Annotated in this window: 27 protein-coding genes and 1 pseudogene; 10 read left to right on the forward strand and 18 right to left on the reverse strand. The window is 54.3% G+C overall.

The features are described from left to right. Positions 1-174 precede the first annotated feature (174 nt). A complete protein-coding gene (locus tag QMX86_RS04065) occupies positions 175-666 on the forward strand; it encodes a RidA family protein (protein WP_110646186.1) in 492 nt (163 codons plus the stop codon). 258 nt (positions 667-924) lie between these two features. On the opposite strand, the gene QMX86_RS04070 is transcribed toward QMX86_RS04065, so the two are convergent. The 3 genes from QMX86_RS04070 to QMX86_RS04080 all read right to left on the reverse strand — a co-directional run bounded on the left by QMX86_RS04070 (position 925) and on the right by QMX86_RS04080 (position 3,123). Further along, the gene (locus QMX86_RS04070) at positions 925-1,626 is read right to left on the reverse strand and encodes a hypothetical protein (protein ID WP_016773307.1); all 702 of its coding nucleotides are present in this window, start codon (positions 1,624-1,626) and stop codon (positions 925-927) included. A gap of 133 nt (positions 1,627-1,759) precedes the next feature. Next, positions 1,760-2,164 (reverse strand): GNAT family N-acetyltransferase, encoded by a 405-nt coding sequence (locus QMX86_RS04075; protein ID WP_282384043.1) that lies wholly within the window; start codon positions 2,162-2,164, stop codon positions 1,760-1,762. A 38-nt stretch (positions 2,165-2,202) separates the two neighbouring features. Beyond that, positions 2,203-3,123, reverse strand: coding sequence for a LysR family transcriptional regulator (locus tag QMX86_RS04080; protein WP_073473387.1), 921 nt, complete (start codon positions 3,121-3,123; stop codon positions 2,203-2,205). Between the two features lie 102 nt (positions 3,124-3,225). Here QMX86_RS04080 and QMX86_RS04085 point away from each other — a divergent pair, with 102 nt between their 5' ends. Then, positions 3,226-4,413, forward strand: coding sequence for an aspartate aminotransferase family protein (locus QMX86_RS04085; RefSeq protein WP_243242057.1), 1,188 nt, complete (start codon positions 3,226-3,228; stop codon positions 4,411-4,413). Here QMX86_RS04085 and QMX86_RS04090 read toward each other — a convergent pair. The 5 genes from QMX86_RS04090 to QMX86_RS04110 form a co-directional block, all read right to left on the reverse strand. Continuing rightward, positions 4,407-4,661, reverse strand: coding sequence for a Txe/YoeB family addiction module toxin (locus tag QMX86_RS04090; RefSeq protein WP_073473381.1), 255 nt, complete (start codon positions 4,659-4,661; stop codon positions 4,407-4,409). The genes QMX86_RS04085 and QMX86_RS04090 overlap by 7 nt on opposite strands. Continuing rightward, positions 4,658-4,912 carry a type II toxin-antitoxin system prevent-host-death family antitoxin gene (locus QMX86_RS04095; protein ID WP_282384028.1) on the reverse strand — a complete coding sequence of 85 codons (255 nt, stop codon included), beginning with the start codon at positions 4,910-4,912 and terminating at the stop codon, positions 4,658-4,660. Before QMX86_RS04095 ends, QMX86_RS04090 begins: the two co-directional genes overlap by 4 nt. A 231-nt stretch (positions 4,913-5,143) precedes the next feature. Beyond that, positions 5,144-7,063, reverse strand: coding sequence for an alkaline phosphatase D family protein (locus tag QMX86_RS04100; RefSeq protein ID WP_282384026.1), 1,920 nt, complete (start codon positions 7,061-7,063; stop codon positions 5,144-5,146). A 71-nt stretch (positions 7,064-7,134) separates the two neighbouring features. Further along, positions 7,135-7,887 carry a hypothetical protein gene (locus QMX86_RS04105; protein WP_073473375.1) on the reverse strand — a complete coding sequence of 251 codons (753 nt, stop codon included), beginning with the start codon at positions 7,885-7,887 and terminating at the stop codon, positions 7,135-7,137. Positions 7,888-7,979: 92 nt separating this feature from the next. Continuing rightward, positions 7,980-8,438, reverse strand: coding sequence for a hypothetical protein (locus QMX86_RS04110; protein WP_146226152.1), 459 nt, complete (start codon positions 8,436-8,438; stop codon positions 7,980-7,982). A gap of 75 nt (positions 8,439-8,513) precedes the next feature. Between QMX86_RS04110 and QMX86_RS04115 the strand changes: the two genes are divergently transcribed. Then, positions 8,514-8,882, forward strand: coding sequence for a PH domain-containing protein (locus QMX86_RS04115; RefSeq protein ID WP_039761415.1), 369 nt, complete (start codon positions 8,514-8,516; stop codon positions 8,880-8,882). Positions 8,883-8,900: 18 nt separating this feature from the next. Here QMX86_RS04115 and QMX86_RS04120 read toward each other — a convergent pair whose 3' ends face one another. Further along, the gene (locus QMX86_RS04120; protein ID WP_016773313.1) at positions 8,901-9,230 is read right to left on the reverse strand and encodes a hypothetical protein; all 330 of its coding nucleotides are present in this window, start codon (positions 9,228-9,230) and stop codon (positions 8,901-8,903) included. Positions 9,231-9,451: 221 nt separating this feature from the next. Between QMX86_RS04120 and QMX86_RS04125 the strand changes: the two genes are divergently transcribed. The 3 genes and pseudogenes from QMX86_RS04125 (at position 9,452) to QMX86_RS04135 (ending at position 10,414) form a co-directional block, all read left to right on the forward strand. Continuing rightward, complete coding sequence (locus QMX86_RS04125) at positions 9,452-9,670, forward strand: DUF6429 family protein (protein WP_241089700.1); 219 nt, start codon at positions 9,452-9,454, stop codon at positions 9,668-9,670. Positions 9,671-9,870: 200 nt separating this feature from the next. Beyond that, positions 9,871-9,990 (forward strand): annotated as a pseudogene (locus tag QMX86_RS04130) (PAAR domain-containing protein); the annotation flags it as partial. 67 nt (positions 9,991-10,057) lie between these two features. Then, the gene (locus QMX86_RS04135) at positions 10,058-10,414 is read left to right on the forward strand and encodes a hypothetical protein (protein WP_130928493.1); all 357 of its coding nucleotides are present in this window, start codon (positions 10,058-10,060) and stop codon (positions 10,412-10,414) included. Positions 10,415-10,870: 456 nt separating this feature from the next. On the opposite strand, the gene QMX86_RS04140 is transcribed toward QMX86_RS04135, so the two are convergent. Beyond that, on the reverse strand, positions 10,871-11,281 hold the full coding sequence (locus QMX86_RS04140; protein WP_282384014.1) for a response regulator: 411 nt from the start codon (positions 11,279-11,281) through the stop codon (positions 10,871-10,873). A 1,006-nt stretch (positions 11,282-12,287) separates the two neighbouring features. Here QMX86_RS04140 and QMX86_RS04145 point away from each other — a divergent pair. The 4 genes from QMX86_RS04145 to QMX86_RS04160 are packed head-to-tail and all read left to right on the forward strand — an operon-like array spanning position 12,288 to position 17,617. Further along, a complete protein-coding gene (locus QMX86_RS04145; protein WP_282384012.1) occupies positions 12,288-13,628 on the forward strand; it encodes a hypothetical protein in 1,341 nt (446 codons plus the stop codon). Continuing rightward, positions 13,628-14,590, forward strand: a complete 963-nt coding sequence (locus QMX86_RS04150; RefSeq protein WP_282384010.1) for a hypothetical protein — start codon at positions 13,628-13,630, stop codon at positions 14,588-14,590. Before QMX86_RS04145 ends, QMX86_RS04150 begins: the two co-directional genes overlap by 1 nt. A gap of 2 nt (positions 14,591-14,592) precedes the next feature. After that, positions 14,593-16,668, forward strand: coding sequence for a hypothetical protein (locus QMX86_RS04155; RefSeq protein ID WP_282384008.1), 2,076 nt, complete (start codon positions 14,593-14,595; stop codon positions 16,666-16,668). After that, the gene (locus QMX86_RS04160) at positions 16,658-17,617 is read left to right on the forward strand and encodes a hypothetical protein (protein ID WP_282384006.1); all 960 of its coding nucleotides are present in this window, start codon (positions 16,658-16,660) and stop codon (positions 17,615-17,617) included. Before QMX86_RS04155 ends, QMX86_RS04160 begins: the two co-directional genes overlap by 11 nt. Before the next feature lie 159 nt (positions 17,618-17,776). On the opposite strand, the gene QMX86_RS04165 is transcribed toward QMX86_RS04160, so the two are convergent. The 8 genes from QMX86_RS04165 to QMX86_RS04205 form a co-directional block, all read right to left on the reverse strand. After that, on the reverse strand, positions 17,777-18,142 hold the full coding sequence (locus QMX86_RS04165; protein ID WP_282384004.1) for a histone-like nucleoid-structuring protein, MvaT/MvaU family: 366 nt from the start codon (positions 18,140-18,142) through the stop codon (positions 17,777-17,779). 222 nt (positions 18,143-18,364) lie between these two features. Next, positions 18,365-19,309, reverse strand: coding sequence for a chromosome segregation protein SMC (locus QMX86_RS04175; RefSeq protein ID WP_282384000.1), 945 nt, complete (start codon positions 19,307-19,309; stop codon positions 18,365-18,367). A gap of 93 nt (positions 19,310-19,402) precedes the next feature. After that, the gene (locus QMX86_RS04180) at positions 19,403-22,309 is read right to left on the reverse strand and encodes a DUF927 domain-containing protein (protein WP_282383998.1); all 2,907 of its coding nucleotides are present in this window, start codon (positions 22,307-22,309) and stop codon (positions 19,403-19,405) included. Then, positions 22,306-22,578, reverse strand: coding sequence for a DUF3077 domain-containing protein (locus tag QMX86_RS04185; protein ID WP_102901546.1), 273 nt, complete (start codon positions 22,576-22,578; stop codon positions 22,306-22,308). The genes QMX86_RS04180 and QMX86_RS04185 overlap by 4 nt, the downstream gene beginning before the upstream one ends. After that, positions 22,575-22,859 (reverse strand): hypothetical protein, encoded by a 285-nt coding sequence (locus QMX86_RS04190; protein ID WP_073473331.1) that lies wholly within the window; start codon positions 22,857-22,859, stop codon positions 22,575-22,577. Before QMX86_RS04190 ends, QMX86_RS04185 begins: the two co-directional genes overlap by 4 nt. Before the next feature lie 528 nt (positions 22,860-23,387). Next, positions 23,388-23,693, reverse strand: coding sequence for a hypothetical protein (locus QMX86_RS04195; protein ID WP_047599285.1), 306 nt, complete (start codon positions 23,691-23,693; stop codon positions 23,388-23,390). Then, positions 23,690-24,298, reverse strand: a complete 609-nt coding sequence (locus QMX86_RS04200) for a hypothetical protein (protein ID WP_282383993.1) — start codon at positions 24,296-24,298, stop codon at positions 23,690-23,692. The genes QMX86_RS04195 and QMX86_RS04200 overlap by 4 nt, the downstream gene beginning before the upstream one ends. Then, entirely contained in the window at positions 24,295-24,549 is a 255-nt protein-coding gene (locus tag QMX86_RS04205) for an AlpA family phage regulatory protein (protein WP_282383992.1), read from the reverse strand. Before QMX86_RS04205 ends, QMX86_RS04200 begins: the two co-directional genes overlap by 4 nt. Between the last annotated feature and the right edge of the window lie 57 nt (positions 24,550-24,606).

The raw sequence follows: 24,606 nt of genomic DNA on the forward strand, positions 1-24,606 counted from the left end.
AAATATGCTCGTTCGGGGTGCTGCCATTCGCGAGCAGGCTCGCTCCCACAGTTTGCGGTTGCGGCCATTCGGTAAAAGACCTAGATTCGGATCCAACCCCGACAGTAGTAGCTCCAAGCCATCCTTCGGTGCTCGACTGTCTCAACCCGTGCATTGATCAAAAGGCTGGGCGCAATGACCGAACGGATGACCTGCGATGAGCGCTTTATCGCCCTGGCTGAAGAACTCAACTACGACATCTATGGCGAGAACACCGCCGGTGGCAATTACGCGCCGCTGATCCGTCATCACGACGAGCTGTACATCAGCGGGATGGTGCCGCGGGCCAATGGCAAGATTCTCTATCCCGGTCGCGTGGGGCTGGAACTGAACCTCAAGGATGCACAAGCAGCGGCGAGCATCAGCGCCATGCGTTGCCTGGCGCTGATCGTCGATGCGGTCGGTTCGCTGGACAAGATTCGCGCGTTGTTGCGTGTCACGGTGTATGTGAAGTCGACTGCTGACTTTGTCGACCTGAGCGAAGTGGCGAACGGCGCTTCGGATGTGTTCAGCCATGTGCTGGGCGATGCCGGACGGCATACGCGCACGACCATCGGCGTGTATCAGTTGCCGAAGAATGCAGCGATTGAAGTGGACATGATTGCGGCGTTGCATCCTTCGGCTTGAGGGGGGGGTAGCGGTTTGCCCTCACCCTAACCCTCTCCCGGAGGGAGAGGGGACTGACTGAGGGGCTCTCAAGATATACGCCGACCTGAAATACCGAGCCGAACTCAGGTTTGAAAATCACACAAGTCGGCTCCCTCTCCCTCGGGAGAGGGCTGGGGTGAGGGGCGACGATTTTCGCTTCCTCACGAATCACAAGCCGGACAACAAAAAGCCCCGCCTGAATCTCAGCGCGGGGCTTTTTCACAAGCGCTTGGCAGATTACTGCGCCGCGATGCTGTAACCATCAAACGCCGTCTGCTGCTGCAGCGCGGTGATAATGTTCTTGCGGTTCACCGCCTGTTCCGTACCGGCGTTATCGACGAAGGTTTCGCTCTCCAGCTCGGCTTCATCGCCTTCACCGACGAAGGTGAAACCGAGGAATTCCAGTGCCTCACGATCAACATTCAGGCGCGAACGCGGCGTGCGCATTGGCAGGGTCACGCTGGCGCCGTCCTTGCTGATGGTGAAGATTTCCACTTCTTTCTTCTTCGCAGCTTTGCTCTTGCCGCCGCTCGGATTGCTGATCGCCTGATGGGTCTGATTCAGCACTTTCAGCGCCAGGCCATAAACGATTTCCTGAAACGCCGGATCGTCCTTGAAGCTGGACAGAATGCGCCCGATCGAGAACTTGCTGCTCAGGTCTTCCAGCGCGGCAATGTCCGCTGCCTCGGCGTCTTTCAGGCGCTTGAGTTCGCCCATCAGCTCGTACGCCTTGTCGTCATCAAAGCTGTCATGCGCCTGACGGATCGCCGCACGCAATTCGCGGATCTGGTCGCTCTCGCGGGTCGACTGGAACGCGTCCAGGACCATCTCGCTGATGATTTTGGCTTGTGGCAGGTGTTGTGAAAGATTGATGGAGTTTTCGTATTCCGCTTTGGACGACTGGGTGACTACGGATTCAGCGGTGTTGAAATCGGACATTGAAATTTCACTACTTTTTAACTTGAGTTGAGGCGAGAAAGCACGAGGTCTTTTTCAGGCCGACTAATTTAGGGGAGCGGGGCGGCGTTGTCACGGAGCAACGGTCTGGTGGTCGGGATTTTTCCACTGCGCGCTATTTGCGGCGCTGACGTTCCATGGCAATGACTGAGGTCTGGAAGCCCAGACTGGCGAAAAAAGCTTCAGCGCCTTCGCGTCCAGCGCGCAGCACCCAGGTTATGTCCGGGTTGTCACCCATGACGTGCTCCACCAGTGCCCGCCCGATTCCTTTGCGCCGATGCTGGTCATCGACCACCACCATGGACAGATAGCCGTTGGAGACCTCATCGGTAATTGCTCGAGCGAAACCGACAATTTGCTCGCCTAAGAGCGCAACAGCTGTGCGCTGCGAATTGTGAATCAAGCGAGCAAAAGAGTCGGCATCACTGGTGCGATGGCCCCAGCCATGCTGGCCAAGAAACAGCCTTGCTGATTCTGTTTCGCCGGGATGCAAGTCGCGCACGGTAAGGCTGTCGTTCATGGGATATTCAAGTCCTTATCAATTTCCATCGTGATTGATTACGGCCGGCCGACGTCAGGTTTCCCCCACGTACGCATCGCAAACTCAACAAACCGTCTCAGCTTCGGCAATCGATAGCGATCCTGCGCATACAACAGATGCATCGGCCTGCTCGGCGGTTGGTAGTTCGTCATTACCCTGACCAGTTTGCCGTCGCGCAGATCCTGTTCCACCAGCGCGTCGGGCAGCATCATGATGCCCATGCCGTTGCGCGCCGCCTGGTGCAGACCGGCGGAGCTGTTGATCAGCATCGGCCCGCTGACGTCGACGAGGACTTCGCCTTCCGGGCCGCTCAGACGCCAGCGTTTTTCCACCGATTGCCAGTCATCCCCAGCCGGGTAGGCGAAGGACAGGCAATCGTGTTGCTGCAAATCCTGTGGCGTGTGCGGCATGCCGCGCCGCGCGATGTATTCGGGGGAGGCGCAGACCGTCAGGGTGTAGTCGATCAAGGGCCGGGCGATCAGGTTGGATTGGTCGAAATTGCCCAGGCGGAATGCGACATCGAGGCCGTTCTCCAGCAGATCCGGGCGGCTGTTGGTCAGCACCACGTCGAGTTTCACTTGCGGATACAGCAAGGAGTATTCGCTGAGGGCCGGGGTCAGTCGTTCGACTCCGAAGGTCAGTGGCGCAGTGATACGCAGCAAGCCGCGCGGCTCGTCCGACGCTTGTTCAGCAAGGCGTTCGGAGTCGGCCACCAGGCCGAGCACTTCCAGGCAGCGCTGATAATAGACGCTGCCGAATTCGGTCAGGCGCTGGCGGCGCGTGGTGCGTTGCAGCAGTTGCACGCCGAGCCGTTGCTCCAGCGCGCGCAGATGATTGCCCACCATCGTCGTCGACATTTCGCACTTCGCAGCGGCGGCCGTCATGCTGCCGGTTTCCACCACTTTGACGTACACGCCCATCGACTGAAACAAATCCATTATCAAGCCCGGCTTTTAAATGATTGAAGTTTTTCCGAGTTTATCCAGCTCAGGTGGCTAACCATACTGCAAAAACACCGACCTGCAATGGAGTTTCACGTCATGACCGCCGCCCTGATGAACACCTACCAACCACTGGCCCTGAGTTTCACCAAGGGCCTGGGCACGCGTCTGTGGGATCAGGCGGGGCGCGAATATCTGGATGCCGTTGCCGGTGTGGCAGTGACCAATGTCGGCCACTCGCATCCGCGCATCGTCGCGGCGATCAGCGAGCAAGCGGGATTGCTGTTGCACACCTCCAACCTATACAGCATCGACTGGCAACTACAACTGGCCAAACGGCTGACGGCGTTGTCGGGGATGGAGCGCGCGTTCTTCAACAACTCCGGCGCCGAAGCGAACGAGACGGCACTGAAACTGGCGCGCCTTTACGGCTGGCGCAAAGGCATCGAGCAGCCGCTGGTGGTGGTCATGGCCAACGCGTTTCATGGCCGCACCCTCGGCACGCTGTCTGCCAGCGATGGCCCGGCGGTGCGCCTGGGCTTCAACGAACTGCCGGGGGATTTCGTCAAAGTGCCGTTCGGCGATCTCCCGGCGCTGGAGCAAATACAGCGCAAACACGGCGCGCGCATCGTGGCGATTCTGGTCGAACCGATCCAGGGCGAAAGCGGCGTACAAATCGCACCGCCGGGTTATCTCAAAGCCCTGCGCGACCTGTGCAATCGCCACGCGTGGCTGCTGATGCTCGATGAAATCCAGACCGGCATCGGCCGCACCGGGCAGTGGTTCGCCTTTCAGCACGAAGGCATCGTGCCCGATGTCATGACCCTGGCCAAAGGCCTCGGCAATGGCGTGCCGATCGGCGCCTGCCTGGCCCGTGGCCGCGCGGCGGATTTGTTCACCCCGGGCAGCCACGGCAGCACCTTCGGCGGCAATCCGCTGGCCTGCCGGGTCGGCTGCACGGTGCTGGACATCATCGAGGAACAAGGCCTGCTGGAGAATGCGCGGGTGCAGGGCGCACGGCTGCTGGAACGCTTGCGCGCCGAATTGGCAGACAACCCGAACGTGCTGGCAATCCGGGGGCAAGGCCTGATGATCGGTATCGAACTGAAACAACCGGTGCGCGACCTGACGCTGATCGCCGCGCGGGATCATGGCTTGTTGATCAACGTAACTCGTGGCAAGACCATCAGGTTGCTCCCGCCGCTGACGATTGATGAGCGCGAGGTGGGGATGATTGTCAGAGGGGTTGGGCGCGCTCTGATGACTGATTCAGCTCAGGTTCAATAGTGATACCGGCAACTGATGACGCAGATTTCGCCGTCCTCAACCCTGTACACCAGACGATGTTCGGCCGTTATTCGGCGTGACCAGAGGCCGCTCATATTATGTTTGAGCGCCTCTGGTTTACCGACACCCTCAAACGGTTCGCGCTTGATTGCTTTGATCAGAAGATTGATACGCTTGAGCCCAGCCTTGTCGTTTTGCTGAAACCACAAATAGTCTTCCCAGCCTGTGGGCGTGAACTCGATTTTCATTCTTCGATCAATTGCCTGACTTTGGCTTTGCCGGCGCGCAACTCAACGATGGATTTCATCAGCCTTTCGGCGTTGGCAGGGGAGCGAAGCAAGTAGGCTGTTTCTTCCAACGCGTTGTATTCGGCCAAAGACATCATCACTACGGGTTCACCTTTCTGCCGAGTGACCAATAGCGGCGCACGATCTTCATTGACACGGTCCATCGTCTCGGCCAAATGCGCACGGGCGGTGGTGTAGTTGATGGTTTGCATATTGAAGTCCTCGCTGGATGCAGAGAACGTACAGAAATGAGTACAGGATGACAAGTCGACACCTACCAGTGGTTGTGTCGCAGCAGGGCTGACTGCGACTTCAATCAGTATCGCTCAGGAATATTCGAGACGTTTCTGAGAAGGTTGTAATCCTCCTCGCTCCTGTTCAGTGTCGCGAAGCCCTTATCTCGTCATACCGTGCCCTAGCCGATGTAGGAAATGGTTACTGCTTCAATCCAGCCCATCCCCCAACTCCGGCGCCAGCATCCTCGTCTTCATCGCCCCATTCGAGTTGTGCTGAACAATCTCGCTCGGCTGCCCCTGTTCATTGAAAAACACCTGTCCGATCCCCGCCGAATTCCACAACCGTTCCCCGGCCTCGGCATGTTCCGGCGTATACGGGACGATGCGCATCAGGCGGCGTTTGGTGAACCAGTTCAACGGTGAGCGTGGTGAGTAGAGCCAGCGGTTGAGGCGGTCGAACCATTCCAGCAGCGTTGGTGGGAATTCATTCTTGATGCCGCTGCTGGTGATCTGCCAGATCCGGGGGCCGGCTTTGCGGTGGCGGATCAGGACTTCGTAGACGAAGGAATAATGCACATCGCCGGATAGCACCACGTAGTTCCCCGGTGTGCGCGAGTGTCGGAAAATGTTCAGGATCACCTGCGCCGCGCCGCGATGGGCCATCCAGTTTTCCGCGTCGACCAGCAGCGGGTAACCGCACCAGCTGAACACCTTCTGCACGGTTTCAATCAGCTTCACGCCGAAGATCGGCGCCGGCGACACGATGATTGCCGACGGGTGATCGAGCAGTTCCTGTTGCAGTTCGCTCAAGGCTTCCCAGTCGAGCAGGCCCGATGGTTGCTTGAGGGCCATCTCGCTGCGCCACCGCCGGGTGCGCGTGTCGATCACCACCAGTGCCGGACTGCTCGGCAGCACGAAATGCCACTGTTGAAAGCGCAGCAACTGATCAATCAGATCGTCCTGCACCGGCATGTCCAGATAGCCGTCATCACCGCTGGCACTCAGTTGCGCGGTCTGCTCCAGTACGTCCTTGAAGGCATCCGGATTGTTGCCCCAGCCCTGACACAACAAATAGGCAATCAGCGCATTGCCGATGATGCGTTTGGAGAACGGATGGCCGTAGGCGGTTTCTTCCCATTGCGCGGAGAGATTCCAGTCATCGGTGATGTCGTGATCATCGAAAATCATCAGGCTCGGCAGATGCGCCAGCGCCCGCGCGACGTTGCCCAGGCCCGCCTTGAAGGCATCGATGCGCGTCTGCTCGAGGTTGTAGCGCTTGCGGCGTTCCGGCGTCAGCGTCGGCGCGCTCGGATTGATCAGCGACCACGGCGTCGGCGACCACACCAGCATGTACATGGCCATGACTTCGGCGAACGTCACCAGGTGATTGTCGGCACTGCTGCTGGTGAAAATCGGCTTACGCGCGCCACCGAAAAATCGCTCGCGCAAGGTCTCGTTGCTCTCCAGCGCCGGTAACAAATCCGCACGGTGGTAGTAGCTTGCCGGGTGTTGATAGAGCTTGGCGCTGTCGCTGACCACGGCACCGTCAAGGTGCTCATCGAACAGACCGAGACGCTCGATCAAGGCATGAATCGCCCGCAGCATCGGCCCGGCAACATCGTCGGCATACACCTGATCACCGCTCATCATCAGCAACGCCGGACGTTGCTGCGCATCGGTTTCGTCGGCCAGCAATTGATCGACGCAGAGCAAACCGTCGGTTGCCGGATGATGCGGCTTGCGGCAGGAACCGTGGAGCAATTGATCGATCCGCGAACGCACGACGAGGTTCGCGCAGGTGGCGCCGGGATAAAGCAGGTGCGGTGCCCACTCAGCCATACCGATGGCGTCATCGATCAGCAGGTCGTAATCGATAAACGTGTCGCAGGGCAGGGCGCATTCAAGTTGGACGTCGATCAGATGCACGAACGCATGACGGCCTACGGCAATGACCGTGCATTTCTCCGAGTCGAGCGGAATATCTCCTACACCTTGCAGGCGCAAGGTCAGCGACAGTTCACGCGAGCCCACCAGCCACAGCACCAGGCGCGTCGACTCCAGCCGCCGCAGCAGCGGGCCGGCCAGGACAGGAGGCAGCGAGATCAGGTTATCGGATGTTGAAAACATTGAGGATAAAGTTCAAGGCGCACAGGCCGGCGATGATAGCGCAGCCGGCGCCTTGATCCCTTAAATGAGTCTTAAGAGTCGACCTTTTTCAACTTCAGGCCGAGCAGTCGCCATGCGGCCTTGTCAGGATTGTTGCCGTCCACTTGCTGAACTGAACAATCGTAGGCATAGGAGACATCGTCGCCCAACATGTTGCGAGCGGTCAGGGTGCCGTCAATGCTGTAAGTCTGATCTTTGAACCGATGGCTGCTGGCGCTCTCGGCACCTGCGACGGAAGTCGCTGCTGCAAAACGCATGGCGCGCTTTATGAAGGGCTCGCACATCATGAACGCCATCAACGATCTGTCCGCATTCGCATTGCTGCCCGCCAGCCGGCGCGACACGACAAAGTCATTGCCCATGATGTCCTTGAAATCCCTTTCGAGCAGCGAAGAGGGCAGGCGTTCGCTGTAGTTCGGCAACAGCGCGGACTCGGGCGGAGAGGGCTCGTTCTGAGGTGCGCTGGCGACATAGTCGACAAGGTTATCGGAGGTATCCGGCGTGGAGGCGATCACTGGCATCAACCTGGACACGGTTTGTGTAACGGGCGCGGGGGAAGAAGAAGAGATTTCAGCCTCGTCGCTTTGCGTTGGTTCCACAGGGGAGCGCGGCGCCAGAGGGAATAAGGCGAGGGTGATCGACAGTACCACTAGGGCGACGATGAACCCGGCCAGAACACCAGCGAACGTGCCAAAGAACAGGTTCCAGCTGCCGCGGTTTTTCATCACCCAGCGCCACATGAGGCCCCAGACGAGCAAAAACAACAGGAAATACAGAAACTCCATTTGATCCTTTTCCTCAAACCTTGAAATTCTTTAGACGACACACGAATCATTCCAACAGGGCTGCACGATAGCAAACCTGTTGGTCCGCCCTATCAGGCACTCAAAGGAATGAACCGAGTGAGCAGCATCAGCGTATCGAAACCAGCAAAAATGCCAAAAGCAGCGCCAATGATATGGCGTGTCAACTTGCTCGTGGGGCGTTTGCGTTGCACCACCCAAATCCAAACGCCGGCGAACGCGCCAAGGCTGCTGAGCACCATCAGCAGGGATCGCACAACGTGTGGCGACGATTGCATGCTTGTGTCGCCCACGAAACCCTCGTACACCGCTTTCACTACCAAGCCGACAACCCAACCAGCGAAACACCCGGCGAGGTTGGCCGTCACCAGGTTCCAATCACCTCGTTCGCCTACGACCCATACCCACGTTACGACCAGAGCTAGTACAAAAAGCCACCCGTCCATTGCAATCCACTCCAGAAAAACGCTTTGATCGGGCAGGCGCCAGTGCCTCTCGAAAGATTTGGGCGCAAGATAACAAAATACTGGCATCGCGCCACTTTCGCATTAAGGGCGCGTCATTGAGCCAAAGCTTTACCGGGAGTTTTTTACTCAGAGGATGGACAGATGATCGACTTCAACAACAAAGGCTTCTTCAAACTCAAGCAGAACGACGAATACGCCGAGCGCGTCACTGCGCTGCTACTGGAAGGTGAACAAGTCATCGATTCCTACAAAGCCATGCGCGACGGTGTGGTCTTCACCAACAAACGCATCATTGCCGTCAACGTCCAAGGTATCACCGGCAGCAAAAAGGACTTCACCTCCCTGCCATACAAAAACATCGTCGCCTACTCCGTGGAAACCTCGGGCACGTTCGACTTGGATTCCGAGCTGGAAATCTACTTTTCGTCGCTGGGCAAAGTGAAATTCGAATTCACCGGCAAGACCTCGATGGTGGAAATTTCCAAGTACATCTCGAGCTATCTGCTGTAAGCATCGATTGCGCGGCACTCAAAGAATGTCGCGCAGATACCCCTTCAGCGCGAGCAGCGGCTGACCCAGCTGCTCCACCGACCGCGCCTGAGCCAACTCCGCCGACAACTTGCGCAACTCCCGCCCCAACGGCTTCTCGACCCCACCAAGCGCATCCAGCGCCAGGTTCAGGCATTCGTTCATCTTGAACTGAATGGCCTCGACATCGCCGCGTTTCACCAGTAACTCGAAGACGTCTTTCTGGTAATCGCCCATGACCATGTCATCGCGCAGGATCGGGCTCAGGCCCTCTTCTTCGTAGGCAAGTTTGAGGGAGAAGAGGGCGACGGTTTCCAGTGAGGTTTCCATGGGGATGTCTGTCAGTGAAGTGAAGGGTTTGAAACCAATGCGCGAAAGGCCAGAGGAGGTTTGCCGTGCGGGCGTGATTATACGGGCGGGGATCGCATGCGAGGCAACCAGCAATCGGGCATCTAAAACCTACAAGCTCGCGCAGCATTGACATCCACTTTGATACGACGCTTTGATTACAAACACTGAACATCAGCGGAGTGACCATCATGTAATACGACATGAAACTGATCGACGACGCCGTCCTTGCTCTCCTGGCTGCCTATAGCTCCGACGACGGCAATGCGTGGAAGGGCTATGACTTCGAAATCATGAACCGCTTGCACGAGCAGGGTTTGATCAGTAATCCGGTGAACCGGAACAAATCGATATGGTTGACGAAGGAAGGGATGGAGCGGGGGCGGGAGATTGCTGAGCGGATGTTTGCAGTCAAGGAGTAGGGAGGAGCCGCGTCCCATTCTGAAACTTGAGTTGATGGCAAGGTAGAAAACGCCAGCGAAGTACCAACCGCGTTAACCCAAGCAACAGGTAGCGCGGTCTGGTGATCGAGCACTTTTTTGAATGATCGGATGCGGCCGTCCAGGCTGAATTTCGTGATAGGTTTATCTTTCGAAAAGGATTTTTTTGACAGGAGTCATCCATGGCTAACCCAGCCGCTCGTAAAAGCGATCCCTCCAGCTGTCCTGTTCCAGGGCACGGAACGAACCCCATCGCGACAGGTTCGCCTGACGTTTTCTTCGATGGTTTGCCCGCAACTCGCCTGCCGGTGGTATTGCAGGCGAAGCGGTAGCGAGTTCACTGGATGAAGAGTTAGAGGAGCTCACACATTGGGACATCTTCTGACCGAGCCACAACTGACAAAAGTTAGAGCCGCTCTTTCCGAGCCATTCAATGATTTTCCCGTGGAATATGATTATTTGGCGAATAAGGTGAGAGGTGTCGACCCTGAAATCCTTTACTCAATTCTTTATTCAGAGGTCGCGCCGGTGTGCTTTACCAATCTCGTTGCACCTGTGCCTCCGATATGGACGGGTTTCGACCCCGACATACTCAGAAAATCGATTGAGGAAAGGCTGGCAGCTAGAGAGCGAAACTGGTTTCGTCGCCAGTTCGATAAAGTGCTGGTTCGTTGGTTGAAGTACAACTACGCGTACATCTGGGAGGAAATCGAAAGTAGGCTTTGAGCTCGAACTAGCCGGGATCAGGCGATTATGACAGGGCGTTTGGCAAAACCTGCGGCACGTAACCGATCCGGCCAGTTCCCCAGCGTCAGGACATGGAGTCAGAGCAATTACTGCAGGTTCGATTGAGGTTTTTTGATGGGCTTGTTGCCCTAGACGGTTGGGCATTAGGCTAGCCGGTGGCGCGTTGGCCCCGGCGCCGCAAGAGTGAAAAGCTGGTTGCCCTGATTGTTTTGGAAAAAAGACAAAAACAACCCTCCACTTTCCACCAGACGAAAAAAAGGCCCTGCTTTCGCAAGACCTTTTTCTCTGTGTTGGTGCCCGAGGGAGACTCGCTTGTTCCAGATATCCTGTGGTCTGTAGAGGATTCCGAAAGTTTGGGATACAAGCTGGGATACACGGTTTGCTCTGTTAGCCTTCTCATCCTTTCGCCGGGCTGTATCGACGACTGATTGCGACCTACAGTTTCTGTATAGGGAAGTCGGGTTGTAGCAAATCAGCTATCGAAACCAAGAGCTCATCGATCGTCCACGGTTTCTGAAGGTAGACCGTAGGAGCAGACACTGTTGCAGGCAAGAGTTCGTAACCGGACATCAATAATGTTTTGACGGACGGCCACTTTTCTCTGACCAGTCGAATAAGCTCCATCCCGTTGAGCTGGCCCGGCACGCCGTAGTCAGCGATCACAAGGCAGCAGAGCTTGCTTGATTGCAAGAGATACACCAGCGCGTCATCGGCTGACTCAAACGTGACGGCCTCCGCGCCTAACTCCTCCACGATGTGTTGGGTAATCCTACGCAGAGTCGGATCGTCCTCGATGATCAATATCTCACCATCGATTCGTCTCATTCCTTCCCAGTTTGCGATCATAGATGGCCTTATCATCGCCTTAGGCGGACGAACGTGAAGGTGAAGTCTAGCGCCAAACTGCCTCGCTTGTTTTCCGAACCTTTGGCAATGAGCAAAACGGGTCCGGATCGCCTGGCGATTGAAAAATAGCCGGGGGCCCCTGGCGATATTGAGTAGACACGGGGTCGGAAACCCGCAGGACTGCGTTAGTGGAAGGTTTTCAAAGTTACTGAAATTTCAGCCATTGAAATCGAAAGAATTCTGCTGAAAAGAGGCCATCGTTACCGCATCGGTAATGATGGCCTTTTGTGTTGATGATTATGGACACCTTGGGCCGTCAACCGAGTCAACCTGTCAACCAATGTAAAAAAATCAGCCACTACCAAGATCGCGCGGGTTTTGTGCCCCGTGCCATTCAGAAATGCCCAGGGGCCCCGGCGACTTCTCAACACCTTGTGCAATTGCACTGGTGAACTGTGTGTTCACCCGATTCACCTGTTCACTAAGCTGCGCACCTGTCCGCTAACAAAGTCCGGCGGGTTTCCGACCCCGTGGGGGGCATATTCCCTCAGGGGCCCCCGCCCCCGCTCTCGCTGGAGTATTCATCGCGGTGGGAGCTTTGATTATGGGGGGCGGGGGCAGATAGCTAACAAATGTCGTGTTACAGGTGTTACTGGTGTAACAAGATGTCGCAAGTCATTGAATTTAAAAGATAAACTATGAGTAACACGTGTCAGGAGCAATCCCGATATTCGGTGTAACAACTCGGATCGGTGTAACATATCGGTCGACAGCAGAGAGGAACAAAGCTCGACTTTTGAGGGGCTTCCGATCAGCGATATGCGCTCACCTCCAACGGCCGTTGATAAGGTGACGACCGAGCGTCCAACCCTCACCGATGATAGGATGCGTTCCAAAATGGCGGCTCTGACTACATCGAGCCTTGCTAAGCAAATTTTACAAACGATCAAACAAACGGAAAAAACCTTGCCAGCTTCTTTTGAGTGCTTCGCTAGAGCAAACGGGAATGAATAAATTCGTCCAGTGGCGAGGTAAGGGGTATCCGTTTTCCACTGATGCCATCCTTGACAGCTTACTCGCCAACTTCATAAATTCGGGAGAGGCTCAGGAGGTCTCCTTCCGAGAGCTCGTGCCATGGATGAAGGTCGGAGAGCGTGCGACGCACTACATTCATAGTTACCCAGCGAAGCTCTTGCCGCACATTGCGCATTTCTTCTTGGCGTCAGATCGGGTCTGCCCCCTAGCAGGTCGGGTGCTTGACCCTTTCTCAGGTACAGGAACAGTTGCGTTAGAGGCAATGCTATCCGGTCGTGAAGCGTTCTATGCTGATGCTAATCCATTAGCGCGTTTGATAACCTCAGTAAAGACGACCCTTGTTAGTGAAGAGAATCTTAACGAGGCGTTCAAACAGTGCCTTTCAGACTTCAAAAAAAATCGTACTCGATCTCATCCTGAAATCGTAAATATCGAGCACTGGTACACTCCTCAAACCATCAAGCATCTTAGTCGACTTAAAGCAGCTATAGGCAATCAACCTAATGGCATAATCAAAGACTTTCTTCTGGTTACGTTTTCATCGATTACAAGAAAAAGCAGTTTGGCGGATCCACGATTATCCGTCCCAGTAAAAATCAAAGACTATCCAGGTCGAAGGGATCGTAAGTCTACAAGCGTAATTGATCTTTTCTCGGAACAGTTCGAATCAAACCTAAAACGCATGCGCGAATTGTCCGCCATGGACAGCGGCACGCATAGACCCTGTCTGGCGGGAAGAGATGCGCGCAGATTAGTTGTTGAGTCGGGACAGCCCTTAGCTTCTAGCTCTATAGACCTAGTGATAACTTCTCCGCCGTATGCGGGAGCGCAGAAGTACATTAGGGCGACTAGTCTTAACTTAGGCTGGCTAGAATTTGCGAAGCCTTGCGAGCTTCGCGGTCTTGAAGACCAAAATATTGGTAGAGAGCATATACCAAAGCAGAAATACATGAGCTTTTCGAGTACCGGCATAAAAGAAGCTGATAAAATCTTAAAAAACGTATACGAAGTAAACCCTCTGCGAGCATCTATCGCCTCCACCTATTTGATCGAGATGCGACAGGCTCTGACAGAAGTATTTAGAGTTTTGAAGCCAGGCGGACAACTTGTCTTGGTGATTGGGAATAATATCGTATGCGGGCATGAGTTTATGTCTTCAGATTATTTGCTAGAGATTTGTGAAAGTTTGGGTATGGAGCTAAGGCTGAAGCTGATCGACTCGATCAAATCAAGAGGTTTGATGACCAAGCGTAACAAAACCGCCAGTCTTATAACTCGTGAGTGGGTCTTGGTTTTGAGGAAGATTATTTAATGGAACTAAAAGACATACTAAAGCGTAAGATTGAAATTCTTTCTCAGCAAGCTTGGGACTCTCGCCTCACTTGGCCCGATGTTGAAGCTTGGCTAGAAAATTTTAATGGCCAGTTCAAAGATGAAAGCAATGAGAGGTTGCACGCATTACACCTGCTTTCACAAGTTAACTATTTCGGACTTGATTTGCTTAGGGAGATGCTTAAGTGTGTATACCAGACACTATACCGACACCCAATAACATCTCAAATACGTCGTGCTAATAACGATACTTTAGATCCCGGAATTATCGAGCCCCTTTTTTTAGAAGAGCGCCTCAAGACCCGATTCGTCGGGGTAGGCAATCCTTCAGAAAGCGGCCCTCATCTTCTTTACTATTTCAGGCAGATAAATAATCTAGGGAAGGATTTGTTTATTGATAGCGGTGATATTTTTAAATTGTCCCGTGACAGTCAAGGGCAAATTCAAATTTCGCAGCAGGATAAAAGTATAAAGCGCTATGTATTTATTGATGATTTGCTAGGATCTGGCTCGCAAATTGAACAATATCTCTCGCACAAACTTGAAGAGATTCGCCGCTTTCCAGGTGTCGAATGTCACTACTACGCTTTATTTGCTACGACTAAAGGTTTGAAGACCGCAAGAAAGCCAGAATACTTTGGGGATAACGTTTCTTGCGTATTTGAGTTGGATGAAACATTTAAATGTTTTTCACCGAATGCAAGGGCATTTGCTAACCTTCCCAATGGTTTAGACAAGCAAAGTGCGCAAGATGTCGCTGCTGGATACGGCGCTAAGCTACTCCCTAGCGATCATGTTTTAGGCTATAAAAATGGTCAGCTGCTACTTTCATTTTTGCACAACACCCCTGATAACTCTTTACCAATTATGTGGTTCGATAATCCACTATCAACCTCTTGGGTGCCGATTTTCAAACGATTCGATAAAAAATACGGAGTGTGATCGTGGAAAATAATACTAATCCATTTGATCTTATTCGGGCTGCTGACTATTCCGACCTCCAGATAAAAGATTTTTGGGTTGATTTTAAGGGGCAAGAACTACAGGCTTTGCTCGAACCAACCTCGATTACGTCAATGCATATTCTCGGAGGTAAGGGGAGCGGTAAGACCCACCTGATGCGATATTGCTCCTACCCCGTGCAAAAACTTCGATTTCCCGATAATTCAATAAAAGGTCTGATAAGCGAAGGCTATATCGGGATTTTCCTCCGTGCTAACACTCTAGATACGGGGAAATTCTCTGGGAAAGGCCAAGACGGAGAAAAGTGGGGGACGCTGTTTAATTATTATTTTGAGCTAAGATTGGTTGAGAACTTGATACTTACCTTGATAGATTTATCAAAGTTCGATCACAAATTAATGCTTGAGCTCAACTCCTTGGTCGGCGATGTGTTGTTGCTGCTGGACGAGCTGCCAACCCAAAAACCAGATACCCTAACTAGTCTTTTGGATTTTATAGTTTCCCTTCGGAAAGCTGTCGACCTGAGTGTAAATAACTGTGTATTCACTAGATCGCTCAATGTAAATATACTGTTAAGTCCTGGGTCTTTGCTCTTTGGCGTGCCGGCGCTCGTAACGAAGCGAATAAAGATATTCGAGAAGCTTCGATTTATATATTTGGTAGATGAAGTTGAGAACTTAACCGAAGATCAACAAAAGTTTTTGAATACGCTAATTCGTCATTCAATGGACCCTTGCAGCTTTAGGCTTGGTGCTCGATTGTACGGTATCAAGACCCTTGCTAATTACGGTACTGAAGAAGAAAACAAAGAAGGCTCAGAGTTTAAGGCGTTGTATTTGGATCAAATTCTAAGGTCTAAGGGGGAAGCGTTCAAAGAGTTTTCAAGAGAGTTATGCGCCAAGCGTTTAGAAGACGGTGGTTTCGCGAACAAACCGGGTGAACAAAAACTTAAGGGGGTGCTGCAGAGTCTTTTTGAAGCGTATAGTTCGGACGATTACTATCGTAGTCACACTAAAGAGTTAGTCGGAATAGCCAAGTCATCCGACCGCCCGTACTTTAAGAGGCTTCGTGATCAGCTTCATTCGAAAGGTACAAATAATGCCGTGGCAACTGCTTCTGACGCTAAAAGAATAGTCTCTTTGCTCAGCATCTATGAGCATCCCCTGGTTGAGAAAGTTAACATTTTCATGCTTTACCAAGACTGGTATCGCGGAAAAGACCTGATTAAGTCAGCGGAATTAATTTCCGAAGAATGCAAAGGTTTTCTTGCTGGTGAGCCCGGTCGGCACAAAACTTTATACGGGCACTTCGCTATAGATTTGTTGGCTCAGTTATATCGAGATTACAAACAGTCACCGACTCCTATGTATGCTGGATTCGACTCGTTCGTCAGGATGTCAGCCTGTGTACCAAGAAATCTGTTGGTAATACTGCAAAATGTTTACAAATGGGCATCGTTCAATGGTGATCGCCCATTCCGAGAGGGGCCTATTCCAATCCTGACTCAAGCTGAAGCTGTCATACAAAGTGCCGGGTTTTTCTTTGACGAAGACGCTAGGCCAGGTGCGGACGTTCCTAACGTTCAGCGTGCAGTAGAACGTTTGGCTGAATATCTCCGCGAGGTGCGCTTCTCCTCCAAACCAGTTGAGGTATCTCCATTAGCCTTCAGTTTGGATGTGTCTAAGCTGTCAGAAGCCGCCAAATACAATCTCAAACGAGCAGAGAATTGGTCATATATTTTCCGCCATCCTAAAGGCCGTCCCAACGCAAACTCCAAGCGCGTCGATGAAAAATATCAACTCAACCCTATGCTGTCGCCGAAGTGGGATCTACCCGTATCTGTTCGCGGAGATGTCCGCTTGCCCCACAGCGTAGCGGAAGCCATATTCGGTACGCTTGACAGCTCAGGCTTTCAAAAGGAGTTGAACGAGGCAACCTTAGGTATGAAGGCTCCTAATTTTGGCAAGTCGAGAGCTCAGTTAAATCGTCCACATATGGAAGAGCTATTCACCAACGGTACTCTTTCACTGAATTTTGGTGACGATGATGCGATTTGATTACTTTTATAAAACTCGCCTGCCCATAGAAGGAAGCTGGCCGCTCGACGCCCAGTATGATGTATTCATTTCTGCATATAATTTGAGCGATCGAATTGGAGTCGTGTTCGATAAATGTCAAGCGCCGCTAAAGCTATGGCTAATTTTTCCACAATACCAGTTTAACGAATCTGAGTACCCCGAAAGCGGAGAGGTGTTCTATTCGTCGCAGATGGAAGAGTCTGAGTTTTTAAACGAGTTTTTTCAGAAGTATGCTGGGTCTCTGGCAGGCAAGCGACTGTGCATTGATATAACCGGATTTATGCGGCCCCACTTATTATTTCTGATCAAGTTGCTACAATATTATGGTCTTCTGAAATTTGACGCAATTTATTCTGAACCTGTTCGATATCAGAAAAAAGACGATACCAATTTTTCTGCGGGTCCCGTAACGCTAGTTCGATCAATCGCCGGATTTGAAGGTGAGCCTAACAATGAAAGCTCAAACGATATTCTGCTCCTCGGTATTGGCTATGATCACGAACTGCTCAAGCAAGTGGCTGAGCATAAAGACTTCGCAAATATAGTTACATTGTGGGGGTTTCCTTCTCTTAGAGCAGATATGTATCAGGAGAGTGTTGTTCGGGCTAGTAAGGCTCCAGAAGCAGCCTTTCCGACGGGGAGAGGTAAGCAACGATATTATGCTCCCGTCAACGATCCATTCTCTACCGCTGAGCGAATCCACGAAGTAGTGCAGGCGGAGTCGTTAAAAAAGCCCATCACGAATTTGTATTTGAGCCCTCTTTCCACTAAGGCGCAAGCACTAGGCTTTGCTTTATATTACCTCTATGCAAAAAATAATGCTTCGAGCATAGTATTCCCTTTTGCTAATGGCTATGAACAAGAAACATCTATAGGTACCGCAGAAATATGGAAATATTCAATAGAGCTACCAGTATGGACGATTTAAGATAAGTTAGCGGTGGCAGTACTGAAGTGCCGATGAAAGTTACAGGGACTGCCATCACTGGTTTTTTTAAGAAAGAGGGCGCTAATCTGGTAGTCCTGAGGGTGTCCGCGTCACTCCGAAAAAGGGCACCGCATGGGCCCTTTTTCAGGCGAAGCAGATTTACTTCTTCAGCCATCCTTCGACGACATTGGCTCCGTGTTTCGCTTTCCACTCTTTCAAAGCCTTGTGATTCCCACCTTTGGTTTCGATCACCTCACCAGTACTCGGATTTTCGTAGACCTTGAGTTCGCGTGGTTTGCGTCTACCGGCAGCCGGAGCTGCTGTTTGATGCCGCGCCGTGCTGTGCGGCTCCAGAATGTTGATGATGTGTTTCAGGCTAAACCCGTAGTTTTCGAGCAGCTTGCGCAGTTTGGTTTCGAACTCGATTTCTTTCTTCAAACCATCATCACCTTTCAGTGCTTCCAGGGCCTGGAGCTGCTCGGCGAGGTGTTTTTCGAGCTGACGGTATTCTGCGAGTTTGGACATGTTGTTTCCCTTCTTTAGTTCGGTTATACGTGCTTGCTTATTGGATGTTAGTGCTCGTTACAAGTTCAGCGCTGTTTCCGGCGATCCAGCTGACTTTCAATATGCGCCATTTCCGATTTAATCGCGTTGATGGTTAGCTTTTGTATCGGACTGGATTTTCCCGTCCCTGCGTTGATGGTCTTCAGTAGCGCATTGAGATGTGCCTTCCGAGTTTTGAGCGTGTCACACCAACTGGTGCTGTTCTGTATTGACTTGTTCATTATGTTCATCCTTGCGTGGTTCTTGGCTGCTCATGTCTTCGGGCTGCTGAGGTACCGGTAGGCCATCGAGCTGGATTAAGTCCCTCGCGCGATAATGGCGGGAGCGAGCTGATAGCTCTTCCCACGTCCAATTCCCAAAGTTCTCACCTTGCTCTGGAACGGCGAGCTTCATAAGTCCAATCTGGTCACGGCCAATCAGGTTGTAATTCGCCCAAAGTTTTCCTCCCACCTCGAACAATGTTTTTGCGGCCTCGTTCCACTGCTCTTCAAGTACTGTCTGCGAAAGCAACAAGGCGGTTCGCTCAATCTCTTTATGCTTTATCAATGCTTCCGCGATGTATTTGTCTACGGTGACCAGCTCTTGCTCCAAGGCTGTCATGATCAGGTGTTGGCGACGATTGTGTTCGGTGGCCACCGTGAGGTTCTTCGCCGCCTTTTGCGCATCGGTGTTGGCGGTCTTCTCGCCTTCGATATCACCCCAAGCGACTGCCTGCGCGTAAGCTGTGGCAGCGTCCGTTTCGGCCTGACGAGCTTTCGCCATGTCCTCTTCCGCCTGCTGCTGAATCTGCTCCAAGCGGGTGCTGAGGCTTTGGCGCTTCTCCTTCAGCTCCTGTTCATCAGCGGTCCAGTTATCCATCGCTTCGATGTACCCCGCCATCAGGGAATCGCAGTTGGCGAGGTTCTCGCGGCGACTGATCTTCCTGTCCAAAAGGTCGGCGTTGTTTTTGCGCGAATCGAAATTCCGTTTCAGCTCGTTGTATTTATCGCGCAGTTCGCGTTCCTGAGTTGGCTCGATGGCTTCCTCGCTTTCCAGCAGGGTCTCAAGAGGCAGCAGTTGAGCATGCAGTTGATCGGCCTCGCTCAGCAGTTGGTCGCGACGGTCTTTCAGGGCTTGAATCTCATTCATGTGGTTAGTCTCTGTTCAATTCGGTTGAGGGGTGGTTTAGTGGCTGGCGAGGCCGGGAATAAGCCGGCGCTACCTCGATCAGCAGAGATGCCCTCAGGCAGCCCGAGCCTCGCTCTCATCCATTCCCGGAATCGTCTTCACGATGTAGCAACGTTGCGTACCGAGGCCTGGTAACCGGATCAGGCTCGACGCCTTGCCGTCCTTCCCCGGTTCCAGAACACCGCGCTGCAGCAGTTCCTTGTTCACCGCGTTGATGTTCATGCCTCGGAAGATTTCCGAGCGCCATAACTCGGGGAGCACGTAGTAGGTGTTGGTTGTGTGCAGGGAATCACCAAGACCGTGCTCCAACGTCTTACGAAAACCGAGTCGGTCGATGGTGCGCGGACCGTGTTCGTCGATCTTCGCCGCCGTCGACTCCCAACGCGTAAAGCGGCTCTCACCGAAGCGCTCGATGATCTGTCTAAGTCGCGCCACGATTGCATCGCCCTCGAAGTTGCCGGCGCCGCCACGCTCGTTCATCCATGCGTTGAGGCACACGCGAGCAGCGATGGTGGCGGTCCCGTCGGGCCAGCCTGTGATCCCCATCGCGGTTGCCAACTCGCCCGCTGCAGCGGCGAGACCGAAGCGAGCGGCGGCACGGTGCGCTTGTCCACTGGCCGACGCCGGTAACGACTGGGCGATAAAACCTTCCAGCGTGCGGCGCAGGATGGCTGCCCAGCCGTGACGCTTACCGGGTTCACACAGCGCGGTAAGGAAGGCTGTGAGCGGCGTGCCGTAGTACTTCGCTACGCGTGCTTTGAGCGCGTCGGACAGTGCCGCTGCATCTTCAAAACCGTTGAGCACATCGAACATGCCGAGGCCTTTGCTGGCATCGGCCGGGACAGCAAGCATGCGCACTTCCATACCCGCTTTTAGTTCCTTGTTCGCTTCGGCCATGTGCTGGGCCAACGTCTTCTCGCCGGTGGAGAGAAATAGCAGGCGCCACTCCTGTACCTGTCGGCCAGCTTGGCCTCGATCGTTGGCGCGTGCCTTGCCTGTGCCGTTGCCGAGCATGTACACCGTCTCGCCGATGATGCGCGGGTCGCACATGCCGATTTCATCCAAGACCAGAAGGCCGTCGGAATGCGCGGCGGCGATAGACTCCAGCGCGTTGTCGGTGGAACGCCACGAACGCACCAGTCGCGGTCCGCCGTAGATCGAGGCGGCGACCTGTAAATGGGTGGTCTTGCCGCCGGAGCTGTCGCCGTACAAGTGAAAGCCGCCCGACTCATGACCAAGCATGTGCAACAGCGGCCCCGCGAAGGCCACGCCGACGACAAATGCCAAACGATGATTGCCGACGCACAGCGCGCCGATCTGCTCTTGCCATTGGTCAAGCGTGCCCGCTTCGCTGATTGGCGGAAGTTGCGAACCGGCTTCGTAGAAGTGTAGGTGCTCGCTGTGCGCACCAACCTGCTGCTCGGGCAGTAGAAACGCCGTGTCATGCCAACCTAAACGCGTGACCAGTCGAGCCCGTTGGGCGCTGTCGAAGCCGCCGAGATAACTCTGCAGATCATTGCGTGCATTGCGTCCTGAACGACTTCCTGCAAGCCGTAGGCCCATGTCTACCAGCGGGCCGAGTACGTCTTTGCCGAAGTCACCCGTCATGGTGCGCGCCGGAATGTTCCAGCGTTTCTTGGCGCCGTCGGGATCGTCAAATTCAACCAACAATCCCCAGTTCTGCCCCTTGTCGTCGCGAGTACGGGCGAGGATCTCCAGTGGCGAGCACACCGGACGCGCTTCGCCGTCGTCACCGGCATAAAACACACCTTCGGACGTGAGTCGAAAGCCACCGGGCATCAGATCGGTTTTCGATTTTGTCGGGCGCTTGGCTGCGGGTTTCGTCTTCGCGTCCGGCTTGGCTTCGGTTTGCTCCGGGGATTTTTTTTCCTCTACCAAACCAAACAGCTCGCCGCTGCTTTGCAGCTCGGCGAAATGCGCGGCTGTCCAATTTTTGGTGAGCGCATCGGCAGCGTCATCACCATCATCCCATTGACCACCTTTGGCGAAAGCGGCGCGGCCACTCTTCAGCGTGGGCTTGCGTTTGAACGAGTCCAGAGCGATGAAACGGACCGAGGCGGCGCCGATTTCGCGCAGCTTCTCGGCCACGGTTTTCATGCAAGCTTTGCCGCTGTCGTCGTTGTCAGGCCACAACAGCACATCGCGACCCTTAAGTGGTGTCAGGTCAGCTTTATGCCAAGAGTTCGAACCGTTCGGCCAGCAGGTGGCCACGTGGCTCGGCAGCAGTTTGGCGGCAGCGTCGGCAGCTTTTTCGCCTTCGCATAAAACTACCGGTGCGTCGTTGCGCTGAGCCAATTCATCAAGGCGCAACAACGGGCGTGGATCGGGCAGACCCTGCCAGCGCCATTGCTTGGTTTGGCCATTTGCACGCTCGCACCATGTAAGGGGTGCAAAGACCTTCTTCGGCTTGCCGTCCTCATCGGGAGCGAGGTCGAAGCGGTAGAGCGCCATGAGCGGCTGGCCTTGCGCATCGCGGTAGATCCACACCTTGGACGGTTCGCCGTGCTGCCGATGCTTGGCCGGGCATTTGTTCATGGCCTCAGAGGGGATCGGTTGAATGGCAATCCACTCAGGTGCTTTTATCTTGGCAGGCGCTGTCTTCGCCTGGGCGGCGCCGGGCGACACGTTGAGCAATTCTGCGAGTTGGTTGCAGGCCTCGATGTCGGTGCCGCCGTCCAGATAGCGCACCAGATCAATCAGGTCGCCGCCCTTGTCGCCGGTGGCAAAGTCGGACCATGTGCCTTTGCTCAAACTGATCTTGAGCGAACCGGCGCGCTTGTCGCTGCGGGTTGGATTCGGTGCGGTGTATTCCTTGCCGCCATCGACGCGCTTGCCGTTGGGCAGCCAGTGCGACAAGACACGATCAATGTCTTTAAGCGCGGCGGCCTTCACGTCGGCAAAACTTGGACGTTTGGTATTGCTGTTCGGACGCTGGCTCATGTGTCAGCCCTCGGCAGAAACAGTGCGTCGTTGATGTCATCAATCAGCGCTTTGGCCATCTCGCCAAGGTACAGAGCAGGCCAACTGAAACGCTCACCGCTGTCGCTCATGGCGGCGTCGAAGTTGAGTTGGTTTGCGTGATGCTGCAGCAGGGAAACCATCTCCAGTGCATCCTCGACCGGTACTCCGGCATTGACCCGGAACAACTTCAAGTCGGAGGCATTCACGCGAGTGAAGGTGGCATGCCCGAGGGTGGTGGAGGTATTCATAGCGCACCGCCTTTCTGCGCAGCAGGCGTCGAGGTGGAGTCGCCGTGCAAGGTCAGTGTTTTAATCAAACCAAGAGTGCCGCGCACGTCCCAGAGGACGGCCGCGATAACGTGGTTAGCAAGGCGCGAGGAGTCGCTTTCAAAGTGTTCTTCAAGCAACGTCAGCACCGAGTCGGCGCGAGCAATTGCGCAGGTAATGGCGTCGATGGGCACACCGGCTTCTGCGGTCGGATTCACGCAGAGCAGGTCTTCGGGCAGGGCGAAACTCAAAGCGTTGTTCATTGGGCACCGCCTGCGGTTTCGAGTGCGCGGGCTTTGGCCATGTGAGCGTTGTAACGGGAGAGGCGTGTAGCGAGACTGGAATTGGCGTGTAGAGCGGCGAGAGCCATTGCACGGTGTGCAGCGGCGCGAATTTTGGACGGATTGAGGGCGTGCATCTGGCGAAGCTCCTATTGTTGAGGAGCTGCCACGTTCGTTACCAAGCGAATGGGTGGCAGCTGTGCGCAGGTTGGTAAACCGGGACAATAGGAACCCGGCAGACCCGAAGGTCTCCCACGCACAGCCGCCATAAAACGGATTTGCGGGCGCAAAAAAAGCGCCTGCAAAAGAGATATGGGCGCTGTTGCGCCTATTGTTCAACGGGTTACCAAGCCCGGTCACTGAGTTTGCAGCGACGGCCAAAGAGTAACGTCCGTTATTCGAAAGTGCAACTGCGCTGATGGCTTGCGGTTTTTTCAGGTGCGGCATAAATTGTTCGTGCATGTAGATTGACCTCAACGCCTCCGGATCGCCCCCGGAGGCGTTTTCGTTTCAGGCATGGGCTTCCCAGCGCAGGGATAGGAGCGGTAGGAAGCCGCCGCTGAGCATCGAGCGGGCGTCTTCGTAGGCTTGGGTTTGCTGGCCTTCGTCGACGATCACCGCGCCGGTTTTTTCGCAGTGGAGGGAGAGGGCGCACCAGGTGCCGTCGGCCCAACTCAGTACGCTGACCACGCGGCCTCGCTTTTCCTGTTGGCTGCGGTGGCGTTCAAGGCGCTGCATGAGGCGAGTAGAAAATCCGATGCGGCGCAGCACGGAGAACGGATGCATCAAGGCGTTATCAGCGATCTTGCGATTCATGCTGCCTCCTGCGCATTAGCGAACAGTGGCGGCGGTGTTTCACCTTTGAGCCAGGCGAGGATCTTGCTGTCTTCAACACAGCGGCGACGGTGTACAACGACCATCTGCTCACGGCGTTGTGCAACACACTCCTCGACATAACCGTTCAGGTCGGAGGTCAAGCGCATATCTTGATGAGCGCGCTCGCTTGTCGTCTTCTCGACGGCAAGATCCTCATCAATGATGCGTTGCCATACCGCCGGATCGTTCGCGAATCCCGCTGATTGATCGACGAGCCAGTAGGTAACCCAGTCGGTCATGCCGCGCGATTTCAACGAGGCGAGGCGGCTTTCGCTCATAGCAAAAAAGCCGGAGCCGTGAACGCTCGAAAACTCTCTGCGCACCGCATTTTTGCGGATCAGCTCGGGCAGTTCCCAAGGATTGGCTTTGAGTGGAAGTGCGAGGCCGTCAGGGCTGAAAAAGAACGCTTCTTGCTCTTCGCCGTTCCAGCTCACACCCGCAATAGTGCGATGGCGCCAGTTGATCCCCCCGGGCTGGTAGAGGCGGAATCCGATGCTGTAGGAGTCTAGAAATGGTCCCTTGAAAGGGCAGTAATTGCGCTTCATGCGGCCACCTGGTCACGGGCGGCGATACGCGCTCGTGTCCACGCCTGTACCTCTCCCAATACCCATGCAACTGGAGCACTTCGGGCGTTGCTGGTACTCAGCTTCACTGGCAGCGGGAATCCGCTCTCAGGTTGGCGCATGAGCTTGTAGATAGTCGGGCGTGCGAGCCCTACGATTGAAATGACCTCCGGCATGCGAATGAGCGTCGTAGCGGGGTCGTGCGGGGTGATGGCTTTTAGTTGGGTAGTCATAGCGATCCAAACCTGTGTGAATAGAGACAACAGGTCATACGCTACGGAGGGGAGAGG

It is taken from the genome of Pseudomonas sp. PS01270, from assembly GCF_029959775.1.
Taxonomy (GTDB): Bacteria; Pseudomonadota; Gammaproteobacteria; order Pseudomonadales; family Pseudomonadaceae; genus Aquipseudomonas; species Aquipseudomonas atacamensis.